The following is a 14,788-nucleotide window of genomic DNA, read 5'->3' as shown; positions in this document are numbered from 1 at the left end:
CCGTTTCATGGCTTGCGGCGTGATCAAGCCACTTTGTACCGCACGTCGTGGGCCGACTCTGTCCTTGTCAGTTCCCTTGACGGCATCGCCATAGTCATTGGCGAGATTGGAAAGAATTTGCAGCAGAGTCGCAGTCAGCAGTGCCAGCACTGTGATCCCTGCATGGAAGCGTCCTTGCCACATAGCAACCGCAGCGCCGGTGACAATGGAGGCCAGGGCCAGCGGCAGCGTACGCGGTCGGGCGGCTTCCAGCCAGATGGCAAATTTAGAGTTACTCATGGATATGGCTTCAGGCTAGTTAAAAAATGAGCGTGCTAGTTTACCGCAGAGCGTCGACGGCGGGTATGCCTGTTTTTGGGTAGTGGCGTCGCCGATAATCAACGGCAGACCCTAAACAGCAGATAAAATAAAGGCGCCGTCAGCAGACGGCGCCCAGTCCAACCCGATGAGCGCGACAATATGCACGCCGTCATCTGACGGGCAGCGCTTACAGGATAAAGCGGCTCAAGTCTTCGTCTTCGACCAGCTCGCCCAAGTACTTGCTGACGTAATCGGCATCGACAGTCAGTGTCTTGTCTTGACGCTCGCTGGCTTCAAAGGACACTTCCTCGAACAGACGCTCCATCACGGTGTGCAGACGGCGAGCACCGATGTTCTCGGTACGCTCGTTAACTTGGAACGCGGCTTCGGCCAGACGGCGGATCCCTTCATCGGTAAACGTCACGTTCAGCCCTTCAGTGGCCAGCAGCGCTTTGTACTGCTCGGTCAGGGAAGCACTTGGCTCGGACAAAATACGCTCGAAATCACCGGTAGTCAGCGCTTCCAGCTCAACGCGGATTGGCAGACGACCTTGCAGCTCTGGCAGCAGATCCGATGGCCGTGCAACTTGGAAAGCACCGGAAGCGATGAACAGGATGTGGTCAGTGTTCACCATGCCGTGCTTGGTGGAGACGGTGCAACCTTCGACCAATGGCAGCAGGTCACGCTGCACCCCTTCACGGGACACATCAGGACCAGAGCTTTCGCCGCGCTTACAGATCTTGTCAATCTCATCGATAAATACGATGCCGTTTTGCTCAACCGCGTGAATAGCCTGCTCTTTCAGCTCTTCTGGGTTCACCAGCTTGGCCGCTTCTTCTTCAATCAGCAGCTTCATTGCTTCGGCAACTTTCAGCTTACGCTTTTTCTTCTGCTGACCGGCCAGATTCTGGAACATCGATTGCAGCTGGTTGGTCATCTCTTCCATGCCTGGTGGGGACATGATTTCCACGCCTACGTTACCGGCGGCAGAGATTTCGATTTCGATCTCTTTATCGTTCAGCTGACCTTCACGCAGTTTCTTGCGGAAAATCTGACGAGTATGTGATTGTTCGTCAGTCTTCTCGGTCTGGCCCCACTGATCGCGTGCTGGCGGCAGCAGTGCATCCAAAATGCGGTCTTCGGCCAGCTCTTCCGCGCGGAAGCGGTTTTTCTCGATAGATTGCAGACGCACCATCTTCACCGCGGCATCGGTCAGATCGCGGATGATGGAGTCCACTTCTTTACCCACATAGCCCACTTCGGTGAACTTGGTGGCTTCAACTTTGATGAACGGCGCGTTAGCCAGTTTGGCCAGACGACGGGCAATTTCGGTTTTACCGACCCCGGTTGGACCAATCATCAGAATATTTTTCGGGGTAACTTCATGGCGCAGCGCATCAGGCAACTGCATACGACGCCAGCGGTTACGCAGAGCGATGGCGACGGCACGTTTGGCTTTGTCCTGACCGATAATGTGGCGATCAAGTTCGTGGACAATTTCGCGAGGAGTCATTTCAGACATGGTCAGGCCCTTAGCTCTTACTTGGCAGTTCTTCGATGGTTTTGTGCTGGTTGGTGTACACACAGATGTCACCGGCGATAGTCAGCGCTTTTTCCACGATTTCGTGGGCAGACAGATCGGTATTTTCCAGCAGAGCGCGTGCAGCAGATTGCGCGAATGGGCCACCGGAGCCGATCGCAATCAGATCATTTTCCGGCTGAACCACGTCACCGTTACCGGTGATGATCAGCGAGGCATTCTCATCGGCCACCGCCAGCAAGGCTTCTAGCTTGCGCAGTGCGCGGTCGGAGCGCCAGTCTTTGGCCAGTTCAACCGCCGCCTTGACCAGATTGCCCTGATGCATTTCCAGCTGGCGCTCAAAGCGCTCAAACAGAGTGAAAGCATCGGCGGTACCACCGGCGAAACCGGCAATCACCTGATCGTTATACAGACGGCGCACCTTACGGGCGTTGGCTTTCATTACGGTGTTGCCCAGAGAAACCTGTCCATCACCACCAATTACTACTTTGCCGTTACGGCGCACACTTACGATGGTTGTCACTGTGTGGTCCTCAGCGTGGGAATAGAAAATGCCCTGCAGAATGCAGGGCTCATATTTTCTTAGATGGGGATGGGGAAAGTAAGTTTCAACCCTGGACCGGAAGAATTAAACAGGACATACCACTGCCTTTAAGACGTGATTGCTGTTTATCGGCCGCGGCACGGCTGCTGTACGGCCCTAATACCACGCGATGCCAGCTGTTGCTGGTACGCACGTTACTTTCGATCCCCTGAAAAGCCAGTGTAGCCTGAACTTCTTCGGCCTGCGATGAAGTACGGTAGGCACCGCACTGTACCAGCCATTTCTGACTGCTTTCGACAGGTTTTTCGGCCGGCTTGCTGGTTTCGCTGTTACGCGGGATCGGTGGCGGTTGCACCAGTACCGGTTTGGCTTCGGTCACGCTAGGCGCCGGTTTGCTTGGCGGTGTCGCTGGCGTTGCCGGACGGGGTGGAATTTGCTCCACGCGCGCGGTTTGCCCAGTGCTGGCCGTTGGCGGTGTATACAGCGGTTTATCTGGGTTCACCCGTGTTTCACCATCGATATTGCCGTTCCGATCCGCTTGCGGCAAGGTGATTGGCGCTTGCTTCATCTCGGCCTGCAACTGGCTCAAAATCGCCTGTTGCTCGGGGCTCAATTGGGTAGGCGGCGTGCTGTCTTGAACTGGATTGTGGTCAGTGACCACCACTTCTTTGTTTTCCAGCTCTTTAATATAGCTCCAGCGCTCTTCCGGTTTGACCGGCAGGCCGTTTTTATGCGGCTGTTGCTGCAGAGCCTGCGCCTGTTCGGCGGAGCGATGCTTAAGATAATACAGACCACCGGCAAGGCCAGCGATCAGCAGCACGGCGAGACCGATTGCCATAACAGGCAACGGCTTACGGGCTTTTTTGTTATTACGGCGGGTTCGCGCCGGAGCGGAACGTTTACCGCGGGATACATAGTCTCGTTGTGCCACAGTGAGTATCAGATCTGACGGGTTAACAGGTAAGTTAAGCATGTTACTGAAGTGGAACAGTGTTGACCAGTTACCCGGTGCAAAAGTTACACAGATTGGGGCATCGGTAACGGCATTTTATGCGGCTCGATGCGGAAATAAGGCATATCGCCTCGCTGGTGTTGATCTGGGTCTTGCTTTTACGTCAGCCACTCTATGTCGCGGGGTTGATGTAGCCTGGTGGCGTGCACCGGCTAAGGGGAAGGACATCAGGCCACAGCATACAGACCTCATGTCCGGTTAATCCCCGGTGTGACGAGTCACGTTCGGTTTAACGACGTGGCGGCGCCGCACTGGCACGCACCACCAACTTGGCCTCCAGCAGACGCGAGCTAGTACCGATATCCTGACCTTTGAGCATGTTAAGCAGTAAGGTCATAGATTGACGGCCAATTTCATAGCGCGGTTGGCTGACGGTGGTCAGTGGCGGATCGCAGAACTCCGAGAATTTGATGTCATCGAACCCGATGATCGACAAATCCTGTGGCACGCGAAAGCCTAGTTTTTTCGCTTGCTGCAAGGCACCAATCGCCATGACATCGCTTTGGCAGAAAATCGCGGTCGGTGGCGACGGTTGTGCCATCAGTTGCGATACCGCTTGTGCGCCGGCTTCAAAGGTGAAGTTGCCGTAGGTCATGTAACGTTCTTCCACCGCAATACCGGCACGGCGTAGCGCCTGAATGTAGCCTTGGGTGCGATAGCTGCACAGTGGCATGCTGCTTGGGCCGGCGATACAGGCCACACGCTTGTGTCCTAACTGAGTCAGGTAGTGCACGGCGTCAAAGGCGGCGGTCAGGTTGTCGATATGAACGGTCGGCAGCTCCAGCTCCGGTGAGAACTCATTGGCCATCACCATCGGTGGCAGGTTCTTCTGCTCCGGTTTGCTGATATCAAACGGCAGGTTGGAGCTCAACAGCAGCATGCCATCGGCTTGCTTAGTGAACACCAAATTGACAAAAGAACGCTCGCGGGCATTTTGCTGAGCACAATCGCCCAGTAATACCAGATAGCCCTCTTCGGTGGCGGTTTCCTCGATACCACGGATCACATCGGCAAAGAAGGGATCACTGATATCCGGCACGATCACCACGATCGTTTTTGATTCGTTGCGGCGCAGATTGCGGGCGAGTGAGTTCGGAGAGTAACCGACCTCAACCACGGCTTTTTCAACACGTTGTCGGGTCGCTGTTGAAACCTTATCCGGGTTCATCAGCGCACGTGATACCGTGGCGGTAGATACACCTGCAAGCTGGGCAACGTCCTTCATTGTTGCCATAAAACGGTTCTCCTACATCTGAAATTGACTTTCTCCCTGTCGGCAACAGGCTGCCAAAATCCGCAGCCAAAAAGTCAGCCGCCGAACAACCAATATTGTAAACAGCTGTGGCAGGAGGACAAACTCGTTTGCTTGCGGAAATTACATTCTTTTCGTGATGCAGTTCGCCTTTTAGAGCAAAGGTTTGCGCAGCCCTCTGGATCATCCCGATTTAGATCATCTCAATCGGATCGACATCGATGTTCCAGCGCACTTTGCGCGCCAGCGGTAATGCTTCAAAGGCGGGTCTGGCGATCGCCAAGATCTGCTGCAATTTACGCCTCGATGGGTGCTGTAACAGCAGTTGCCAGCGAAAGCGTCCGGCGCGTTTGCTTTGCAGTGCCGGAGCGGGCCCCAGCAGCCAAAAATCGCTGTCCAGCAAGGGGCTGGCTTCGAGGATGGTGCGCAGTTGCGTCAGCAGCTGGGCGGGCGGATCGCTTTGGTGATCTTCGGCGCGGATCAATACATGGTAAGTATAAGGTGGTAACCACGCCGCTTGGCGCTCGAGCAGAGCTTGCTGGGCGAAGGCGCCATAGCCGCTTTGTAGCAAGGTTTGCAGCAATGGGTGCTCAGGCTGGTGGGTTTGCAGTAACACTTCACCGGCTTTACCGGCACGACCTGCGCGACCCGCCACCTGTGTATACAGCTGAGCAAAGCGCTCGGCGGCGCGAAAATCGGCGGAGAACAGCGCGCCATCCACATCCAGCAAGGCAACCAGCGTGACATCAGGGAAGTGATGGCCTTTGGCCAGCATCTGGGTGCCGATCAGGATTTGGCTGCGCCCGTCGCGGATATCGTCCAGATGCTGCTCTAGCGCGCCTTTACGGCGGGTACTGTCGCGATCAATCCGGCTGATGGCAAATTCCGGCAGCAATTGCTCTAGGGTGTGTTCGACCTGCTCGGTGCCAACGCCGACCGGCACCAGCTGTGTGGAGCCACACTGCGGACATTGGTGCGGCACCGGATGTTGGTTATCACACTGGTGACAGCGCAGGTCGCGGGTGGCCTGATGGAAAGTATACGGACGCTCACAGCGCGGACAGTGGGCAACCCAACCGCACTCATGGCACAGTAGCGCCGGTGAGAAACCACGCCGGTTGAGAAACAGCATCACCTGATTGCCCTTTTGCAAGTGCTGACGCATGCGCGCCAGTAAGGCGGCGGACAGTCCCGCTTGCACCGGCTGACCGCGCATGTCTATCACATGTTGCTGTGCCGGGCGGGCATTACCGGCGCGGCTGGCCAGCGTTAAGAGGTGGTATTTCCCTTGTCGTGCATTAAGTAGACTTTCTAGAGATGGGGTGGCCGAGCCCAAGATAATCGGAATTTGCTCGGCATGGGCGCGCATCACCGCTAGATCGCGGGCGTGGTAGCGCCAGCCATCTTGCTGCTTATAAGACGCGTCGTGCTCTTCGTCAATCACCAGCACCCCAGGGCGCGCGAGGGGGGTGAACAGCGCCGAGCGGGTACCGATGACAATGGCACTTTCACCGCTGCGCGCCCGTTGCCAGACGGCCAGTCGTTCGCTGTCATTGAGCGCGGAATGCAGAACATCTACTGGTACTGCAAAACGCTGGCGAAAACGGCTGATGGTTTGCGGTGTCAGGCCAATTTCGGGCACCAGTACCAGCGCCTGCTTGCCTTGGCAGAGCGCCCGTTCAATCACATTCAGATAGACTTCGGTTTTCCCCGAGCCGGTGATGCCATCGAGCAGCCACGCGGAAAAACCGTCTTGCGCATTGATGGCGGCAACCGCCGTGGCTTGCTCGGTGTTGAGGCGCAGCGGCGGCTCGGCGCCGTTGTGGCTCAGCACACCGGTGCTACTGGCGTGCGCCGCGGGATAATTGTGCCGCCAATCAGTCAGCTCTGGTTGGCGCAGTTGCTGGTCAATCAAGCCTTTTTGCCGCAGGGCATTAAAGGCGCTGTCGCTACAGCCTTCGGCCTGCAGGGCGCTTTTTTCCAACGCACCGTGGCGCAGCGTCTGAATGATCTGCCATTGCTTGGGCGAGCGTTTGAGCTGCTCAGGCGTGCACAGGCGACCGCTGTCAGTCAGTTGCCACACGGTTTGCGCGGTGGGCTCGGCGCTGTGCCCTTGGCGTAGCAGAACGGGCATTGCTTGGGCAAACACATCCCCCAGCGGATGTTGATAGTAGCTGGCGGCCCAGTGCAGCAGATCCCACATCGGGGTTGGCCACAGCGGCTCTTGATCCAGCACGGCCAGCACAGGTTTGCATTGATCGAGCGGGATCTCTGTGTGATCCGGCAGACTATCGATAACACCAATCAGCTCACGTTTGCCAAACGGCACCCGAACCCGTACACCAGGGCGAGCTTGCGCCTGCCAAGAGTGTGGCAAACAGTAATCAAACAGGCGGGGCAGTGGCACAGGAAGGGCCACGCGAACTAGAGTATCGCTCATCGAAGGGTCGCTGATCCGTTATCATTCAAAGTGTAAGCTGGTGTTGGCAGTGTACGGCTTTGGCGCGCTTTTGTCGCCTGCTGGGCGGCGTTGGCGCGTGAGGCGCGAGCGCTAAAAAAAGGCGAGCGGGAGCGGTGAAAAAGACGGCAGATGGCTTGAAAGGGGTAGGCGAATGCCGTATCATTCTGCGCCTTATAACTGAGTTATTAACCCTCGTGTGGTGTTTGGCTGGCAGTAGCTGAGACCAAATAGCGACACGGCCTTTACTTGAGGTTTCCCCATGAAACAAGGTATCCACCCAGAATACAAAGAAATTACTGCAACTTGCTCTTGCGGTAACGTAATCAAAATCGGTTCTACCGGTCACGACCTGAACCTGGACGTGTGCGGCAAATGCCACCCGTTCTACACTGGTAAGCAGCGTGAAGTGTCTACCGGCGGCCGTGTTGACCGTTTCAACAAGCGTTTCGGCGCACTGGCTTCCAAGTAATTTTTACTCGGACGACCACGAAAAAAAGCACCTACGGGTGCTTTTTTTGTTTCTGTGATCTGGGCACGGATCTGACGATCGTGCGCTGATCGGATCTGCATTATCCGGCCACGGTTATGCTGGGCATCCCGCCTGAGATTGATTATCATCCCCTGCGCTCCACTACCCTCATCTAATTATAATGTTATAAACGCAGGAAATTTTGATGTCTGCCGATTTACGTCAACAAGCACTGGATTACCACGCCTACCCGATGCCGGGCAAAATCACCATCGCACTGACCAAACCTGCCGATACGGCGCACGATCTGGCGCTGGCTTACAGCCCGGGCGTGGCTGAGCCGGTGCGCGAGATTGCTCGCGATCCAGAAAATGCCTACCGCTATACCGGTAAAGGCAATCTGGTGGCGGTAATTTCCAACGGTACCGCAATTTTGGGTTTGGGCAACCTCGGCCCGCTGGCGTCAAAGCCGGTGATGGAAGGAAAAGCCTTACTGTTCAAACGTTTTGCTGGGGTCGATGCGATTGATATCGAAGTGACCCATGATACGGTCGATGAGTTTGTCGATACCGTGGCGCGCATTGCCGACTCGTTTGGAGGTATTAACCTTGAAGATATTAAAGCGCCGGAGTGTTTTGAGATTGAACAGCGTTTGATTGAGCGCTGCAATATTCCGGTCTTCCATGATGATCAGCACGGCACCGCGATTGTGACGGCGGCCGGTGTGCTCAACGCCTTGGAAATTCAGGGCAAAACCTTGAGCCAAGCGCGCATTGTGTGCTTGGGCGCGGGTGCGGCGGCCACTGCATGCATGGACATGTTGGTTAAATGCGGTGCACAGCCGGACAACATGCTGATGCTAGATCGTAAAGGCGTGATCCACAGCGATCGCGGCGATCTCAACGAATTTAAAGCGCGCTTTGCGCGTCAAACCGATAAGCGCACTTTGCATGATGCGCTGACCGATGCCGATGTGTTCTTGGGCGTATCAGGTCCAAATTTGCTGCCAGCCGATGCATTGGCACTGATGGCGCCAAATCCAGTGGTGTTTGCTTGTGCTAACCCAGATCCTGAGATCACGCCGGAGCTGGCGTTTGCCACCCGTAGCGATCTGATCATGGCCACCGGCCGCTCAGATTATCCGAACCAGATTAACAACGTATTGTGCTTCCCGTTCCTGTTCCGTGGCGCGCTGGATGTACGTGCGCGCGCCATTAACGATGCGATGAAACTGGCCGCCGTTGAGGCGATTCGTCAGCTGGCAAAAGAGCCGGTGCCACAAGACGTGTTGCAAGCGGCTGGTGTTGCGGCCTTGGCGTTTGGTCGTGATTACATCATTCCAAAACCGATGGATTCCCGTTTGCTGGAAAAAGTGTCGCAGGCGGTGGCTAATGCGGCAATTGCATCAGGCGTGGCCAGTGCACAGGCCGTATCGGCTGCGGAGCGCGCGCGTCACACTGAAGCGGCGAGTGCCTAAGCTCAGCTCTCCTCTGAGTCATAAAAAAACGCCGCAATTGCGGCGTTTTTTTATCTCGGTATTTTGTTATCTCGGCATTACGTGGCCTGAACAGCGCGTGCGTTTAGTTGCTCGCTAGCCACTGACCGGCAATGGTCATCAATATTCCCACTCATCGGGGTTGATCCCCATCTGACGCATCAGCTCTTTAGCTTCGACGGGGATCTCATCATGGCGCTCTTTGCCCAGATCATCATCGGTCGGCAACGGCTGACCGGTAAAGGCGTGCAAAAAAGCCTCACACAGCAGCTCGCTGTTGGTGGCATGACGCAGGTTGTTGACCTGACGGCGGGTGCGCTCATCGGTCAGAATTTTCAGGACTTTAAGCGGGATCGACACGGTAATTTTCTTTACTTGTTCGCTTTTTTTACCATGTTCTGCATAAGGGCTGATGTATTCGCCGTTCCACTTAGCCATAAAACACCTTGTACTTGGGTCGCGGCACGACACTTAGCGCGTAAAGTTTTCGCGTACAGTTCTCGCGTAAAGTCAGCGTGGTCGTGCTATCAGAGAAGATTGAGATATACCTGCGCATAATTCTAACGGGTTATGTAAGGTCTTACAATCTAAACGCAAAGATGTTTAGACATCCAGATGTGTTGACGGCTATATATAAAAGCCGCTACATTGAAGCATCGCATGCACGAGGGAAATCGTAGGCATGTGTTGGGTTTTCGCAGGGAGAGCATGACCAGCATGAGCAAACACTACCAACCGGCCACCGCCGCCATTCGTAGCGGGCTGAATAACGATGATCAGTTCGGCTGCGTGGTGCCGCCGATCCACTTGTCATCCACCTACAATTTTACCGGATTCAACCAGCCGCGGGTACACGATTATTCACGGCGCGGTAACCCCAGCCGCGATGTGGTGCAGCAGGCGCTGGCTAAGCTGGAAGGCGGCGTGGGCGCGGTGATGACCGCCAGCGGCATGGCGGCGATCCACTTAGTTTGCACGTTACTGTTGCGCCCGGGCGATGTGCTGGTTGCTCCACATGATTGCTATGGCGGCAGCTATCGGCTATTTGCCAGCCAGCATCAGCGCGGCGCGTATCGCGTGATTTTTGTCGACCAATCGGATCCCGAGGCGCTGGCCGCGGCATTGGCCGAAAAACCGAAACTGGTATTGGTGGAAACGCCGAGCAATCCTCTGCTGCGGGTGGTGGATATCGCCCAGATCTGTCAGCAAGCTCATGCCGTAGGGGCGCTGGTGGTGGCGGATAACACCTTTATGACTCCGCTGGGCCAACAGCCTTTGGCGTTGGGCGCCGATTTGGTGGTGCACTCGTGTACCAAATACCTCAATGGGCACTCCGATGTGGTGGCTGGATGCGTGATCGCGGCCGATCCGGCGCTGTATACCGAACTGGCGTGGTGGGGCAACAATATCGGTGTCACCGGTTCGGCGTTTGACAGCTACCTATTACTGCGCGGTTTGCGCACCTTGGCGCCGCGTATGCGCCAGCACCAAGAAAATGCCGATGCGTTGGTGGAATATTTGCGCCAACAGCCGTTGGTGAGTCGTTTATATCATCCTTCTTTACCCGAAAATCCCGGCCATGCAATTGCTTGCCTGCAGCAGCAGCGTTTTGGCGCCATGCTGAGCTTTGAATTGGCAGGGGATGTGGCCGATTTTGTGGCACAATTGCAGCTGTTTACTCTGGCAGAGTCACTGGGCGGTGTGGAGAGTCTGATTTCCCATGCGGCGACCATGACTCATGCCGGGATGGCGCCGGAAGCGCGCCGTACTGCGGGGATCAGCGATCAGTTGCTGCGCATTTCCGTGGGCATTGAGGATGCACAAGATTTAATTGCCGATCTGGAGCAGGCGTTCCGGGTCGTGGCGGAGAGGTAACCGAATGAGCGTATACAGCGGAGCTGGGCAGGAGCGGCGTCCACTGCGACAGCTGCACAAATTTGGTGGCAGCAGTCTGGCCGATCCGAGCTGTTATCAGCGGGTCGCCAACATCATGATTGAACACAGCCAGCCCGGTGACCTGATGGTGGTATCGGCGGCCGGTAGCACCACCAACCAGCTGATTGCGTGGTTGAAGTTGGCGTATAGCGATACGCTGGCCGCCCATCAGGCGCAGCAGGAATTGCGCCGTTACCAGTGCAGCCTGATTGACGGTCTGCTGCCGGAGGCGCATGCCGAAGTACTGCGCCAAGCGCTGCTGGCTGATTTAGACACGCTCGCGCGCTTGCTGCAAACCCCTTACAGCGAAGCGGTGTATGCCGAAGTGGTTGGCCACGGTGAAATTTGGTCGGCGCGCCTGATGTCAGCGTATTTAAACCAGCGCGATGTGGATGCTGCTTGGCTGGATGCGCGTCAATTTATGCGCGCCGAGCGTGCCGCTCAGCCGCAGGTGGATGAAGGGCGCTCTTGGCCACTGCTGCAAGCCTTACTGGCGCAGCATCCGCAGCGCCGTCTGGTGGTGACCGGTTTTATCTGCCGCAATGAGGCTGGCGAAACCGTCTTGCTCGGCCGTAACGGATCGGATTACTCCGCAACCCAAATCGGCGCCTTGGCCGGAGTGCAGCGGGTGACTATCTGGAGTGATGTGGCCGGGGTGTACAGCGCAGATCCGCGCAAAGTCAGTGATGCTTGCCTGTTGCCATTGCTGCGTTTGGATGAAGCCAGCGAGCTGGCCCGTCTGGCCGCGCCGGTGCTGCACGCCCGTACCTTGCAGCCGGTGTCTGGTAGCGAGCTGGACTTGCAGTTGCGCTGCAGTTATCAGCCGGATCAAGGCTCGACCAAAATTGAGCGGGTACTGGCGAGCGGTACCGGCGCCAAAATCGTCACCAGCCACGATGATGTGTGCTTGATTGAAGTGAGTACCCAAGAGAGCGCCCGCTTTGAAGCGTTGCGTGATGATGTGCTGCGTTTGCTCAACCGCGCTCAAGTGCAGCCAATTGCCTACATGGCGCATCATGATCGTAACTTGCTGCAGCTGTGCTACACCGCCGAGGTGGTCAATAGCGCCTTTTTGCTGCTGCAAGAAGCCACCTTACCGGCGGAATTACGGTTGCGCGAAGGGTTAGCGATGGTGGCACTGGTGGGCGCAGGGGTGTGTAACAACCCGCTGCACAGCCACCGTTTCTACCAACAACTGCAAGATCAGCCGGTGGAGTTTGTCTGGCAGTCTCCGGAAGGGATCAGCTTACTGGCGGTACTGCGCCAAGGGCCGACTGCGTATTTGATCCAAGGGCTGCATCGCCGTCTGTTTCAAGCGCAAAAACGCATCGGATTGGTGCTGTTTGGTAAAGGCAATATCGGCTCACGTTGGCTGGAGCTGTTTGCCCGTGAGCAGCGTAACTTGTCGGCGCGCTCCGGCTTTGAGTTTGTGCTGGCCGGAGTGGTCGATAGTAGCCGTAGCTGGTTGCACTATGATGGCCTTGATGCCAGCCGCGCGTTGGCGTTCTTCCACGATGAAGCGGTGGCGCATGAAGATGATGCTCTGGTGCAGTGGATGAGTCAGCATCCGTATGACGATCTGGTGGTGTTGGATGTGACTGCCAGCGAGCAGGTTGCCGGTCGTTACCGCCAGTTCGCCGAGTATGGTTTCCATGTGATCAGCGCCAATAAGTTAGCCGGTGCCTCGGGCGCGGGCGAGTACCGTCGCATTCGCGATGCGTTTGAAAAAACCGGTCGTCATTGGCTGTATAACGCCACGGTCGGGGCGGGGCTGCCGATTAACTATGCGGTGCGTGACCTGCGCGAAAGCGGCGATACGCTGCTGTCGCTGAGCGGGATTTTCTCCGGCACGCTGTCGTGGCTGTTCCAGCAATATGATGGTAGCCGTCCGTTTACTGCGCTGGTGGAGCAGGCGTGGCAGCAAGGGTTAACTGAGCCCGATCCACGCGAAGATTTGTCTGGGCAAGATGTGATGCGTAAGCTAGTGATCTTGGCTCGCGAGGCCGGTTATCCGCTGGAGCCTGAGCAGGTGCGGGTGGAGTCACTGGTGCCCGCCGAGCTGGTTGAGTTGTCGCTGGATAACTTCTTTGATCAAGGCGAGATGCTCAATCAGCACATGGCGCAGCGTTTGGCGGCGGCGCGCGAAGCGGGCTTGGTGCTGCGCTACGTGGCGCGCTTTGAAGCCGGCGGCAAGGCGCGGGTGGGGATTGAGGCGTTGCGCCCTGATCATCCATTGGCCTTCTTGCTACCGGGCGACAACATCTTTGCCATCGAAAGCCGTTGGTATCGGGATAATCCGCTGGTGATCCGCGGCCCAGGCGCAGGTCGCGATGTGACTGCGGGGGCGATTCAATCCGATCTTAACCGCTTGGCGCAACTGCTGTAATCCGCGAAACGTAGCACGAACCAGTAAGGGAAGACCGTCGGGTCTTCCCTTTTTTATGCGCGTTTGCCAGCCCTACGGGGCGAACAGTGTTTGGCGGGAAGGCATAATTTTATCGTGGCGAGGTGAGCAAATAACGCAGGATACACCAGCTAATTGCCGCATTGGCAGTGGATACCGTGGTTGCTTGATTTGAGCGTTGACAGGGGCGTAGACTTCGGTCATCTTGTGTTTAGCCATCTAAACGTATGGACGTCAATTAACGGATTAATTAGCCACCGCTTACGGTGGCCTGCACGAGCGGCCAGCAGGGCCGACAAGGAGCGCCCATGAGTTACCATGCCCATCAACTGGAAGCCTTAAATCAGAGCGTGGCCGAGCTCGACGGGCGCATTAATGTCTCGTTTGAGTTTTTCCCACCGCGCAGCGAAGAGATGGAAAACACCCTGTGGCAGTCGATTCAGCGCCTGAGCGTGCTACGGCCGAAGTTTGTGTCGGTGACTTACGGGGCTAACTCTGGTGAGCGCGATCGCACCCACTCCATCATCAAAGCCATCAAAGAGCAAACCGGCCTGTGCGCCGCGCCGCACCTGACCTGTATCGATGCCAGCGAGCAAGAGCTGCGCTGCATTGCCAAAGATTACTGGAACAACGGGATCCGTCAGATTGTCGCCCTGCGCGGTGATTTACCGGCCGGACAGGAAAAACCGGCGCTGTATGCCAGCGATCTGGTGGCCTTGCTGCGCGAGGTGGCGGATTTTGATATTTCGGTGGCGGCCTATCCGGAAGTGCATCCAGAGGCGAAAAGTGCGCAGGCCGATCTGCTGCATTTAAAGCGCAAGATTGATGCCGGTGCTAGCCGCGCCATTACCCAGTTTTTCTTTGATGTCGACAGCTACCTGCGCTTTCGCGACCGCTGCGCGGCGATTGGCATTGATGTGGAAATCGTGCCGGGGATTTTGCCGGTCTCTAATTTTAAGCAGTTGACCAAATTTGCCGCCATGACCAACGTGCGAGTACCGAATTGGATGCAGCGGATGTATGACGGGCTGGATAACGATCCGGCGACCCGCAATCTGGTGGGGGCGAGCATTGCGATGGACATGGTGAAAGTGCTGTCCCGTGAAGGGGTGAAGGATTTTCATTTCTACACGTTAAATCGTGCCGAGCTCAGCTATGCCATCTGCCACACGCTGGGCGTGCGTCCTGCGGCGTGAAAAGGATGTGACGCGGGGCGCTAACGTAATCGCTAAGCCAATAGCTAATCTAATCGCTGATCTAATAGACAAGCTATATAGATAGAGGGAGTTATCCTGCCCGCAGATAAAACAACCGGCAGTCGCTAAAGCGACTGCCGGAGGGACGAGATCGGAGAGGGATGTAGCAATCAGCGGGCA

The 14,788-nt window shown here is 56.4% G+C and carries 12 protein-coding genes; 5 read left to right on the top strand and 7 right to left on the bottom strand.

Annotated features, from left to right (window positions below):
• From menA to priA, 6 genes are all read right to left on the bottom strand, one after another.
• Positions 1-279: 1,4-dihydroxy-2-naphthoate octaprenyltransferase (gene menA, locus L975_RS16545; RefSeq protein WP_047709349.1), on the bottom strand; the 279-nt coding region annotated here is incomplete at its 3' end.
• 208 nt (positions 280-487) lie between these two features.
• Entirely contained in the window at positions 488-1,822 is a 1,335-nt protein-coding gene (gene hslU / locus L975_RS16540) for an HslU--HslV peptidase ATPase subunit (RefSeq protein ID WP_010864870.1), read from the bottom strand.
• A 10-nt stretch (positions 1,823-1,832) separates the two neighbouring features.
• Positions 1,833-2,363, bottom strand: a complete 531-nt coding sequence (gene hslV, locus L975_RS16535) for an ATP-dependent protease subunit HslV (RefSeq protein ID WP_047709348.1) — start codon at positions 2,361-2,363, stop codon at positions 1,833-1,835.
• A gap of 85 nt (positions 2,364-2,448) precedes the next feature.
• Positions 2,449-3,357 (bottom strand): cell division protein FtsN, encoded by a 909-nt coding sequence (ftsN, locus tag L975_RS16530; protein ID WP_052181559.1) that lies wholly within the window; start codon positions 3,355-3,357, stop codon positions 2,449-2,451.
• A gap of 268 nt (positions 3,358-3,625) precedes the next feature.
• Positions 3,626-4,630 carry a DNA-binding transcriptional regulator CytR gene (cytR, locus tag L975_RS16520; protein ID WP_010864866.1) on the bottom strand — a complete coding sequence of 335 codons (1,005 nt, stop codon included), beginning with the start codon at positions 4,628-4,630 and terminating at the stop codon, positions 3,626-3,628.
• A 211-nt stretch (positions 4,631-4,841) separates the two neighbouring features.
• A complete protein-coding gene (priA, locus tag L975_RS16515; protein ID WP_047709346.1) occupies positions 4,842-7,088 on the bottom strand; it encodes a primosomal protein N' in 2,247 nt (748 codons plus the stop codon).
• Between the two features lie 280 nt (positions 7,089-7,368).
• On the opposite strand from priA, the gene rpmE reads away from it, so the two are divergent.
• Together rpmE and L975_RS16505 are read left to right on the top strand one after the other, a co-directional pair.
• Positions 7,369-7,578, top strand: a complete 210-nt coding sequence (gene rpmE / locus L975_RS16510; protein ID WP_010864862.1) for a 50S ribosomal protein L31 — start codon at positions 7,369-7,371, stop codon at positions 7,576-7,578.
• Between the two features lie 205 nt (positions 7,579-7,783).
• The gene (locus tag L975_RS16505; RefSeq protein WP_052181558.1) at positions 7,784-9,055 is read left to right on the top strand and encodes a malic enzyme-like NAD(P)-binding protein; all 1,272 of its coding nucleotides are present in this window, start codon (positions 7,784-7,786) and stop codon (positions 9,053-9,055) included.
• 138 nt (positions 9,056-9,193) lie between these two features.
• Here L975_RS16505 and metJ read toward each other — a convergent pair whose 3' ends face one another.
• Entirely contained in the window at positions 9,194-9,511 is a 318-nt protein-coding gene (metJ, locus tag L975_RS16500; protein WP_010864860.1) for a met regulon transcriptional regulator MetJ, read from the bottom strand.
• A gap of 279 nt (positions 9,512-9,790) precedes the next feature.
• Here metJ and metB point away from each other — a divergent pair, with 279 nt between their 5' ends.
• From metB to metF, 3 genes are all read left to right on the top strand, one after another.
• Complete coding sequence (metB, locus tag L975_RS16495) at positions 9,791-10,948, top strand: cystathionine gamma-synthase (RefSeq protein ID WP_047709351.1); 1,158 nt, start codon at positions 9,791-9,793, stop codon at positions 10,946-10,948.
• A 4-nt stretch (positions 10,949-10,952) separates the two neighbouring features.
• The gene (locus L975_RS16490; protein WP_039046533.1) at positions 10,953-13,394 is read left to right on the top strand and encodes a bifunctional aspartate kinase/homoserine dehydrogenase II; all 2,442 of its coding nucleotides are present in this window, start codon (positions 10,953-10,955) and stop codon (positions 13,392-13,394) included.
• Between the two features lie 326 nt (positions 13,395-13,720).
• Positions 13,721-14,608 (top strand): methylenetetrahydrofolate reductase, encoded by an 888-nt coding sequence (metF, locus tag L975_RS16485; protein ID WP_047709345.1) that lies wholly within the window; start codon positions 13,721-13,723, stop codon positions 14,606-14,608.
• The last annotated feature ends 180 nt before the right edge of the window (positions 14,609-14,788 follow it).

It is taken from the genome of Plesiomonas sp. ZOR0011, from assembly GCF_000800945.1.
GTDB lineage: Bacteria > Pseudomonadota > Gammaproteobacteria > Enterobacterales > CAMTGL01 > Plesiomonas > Plesiomonas shigelloides.
This window is presented reverse-complemented; position numbering and strand designations above follow the sequence as displayed.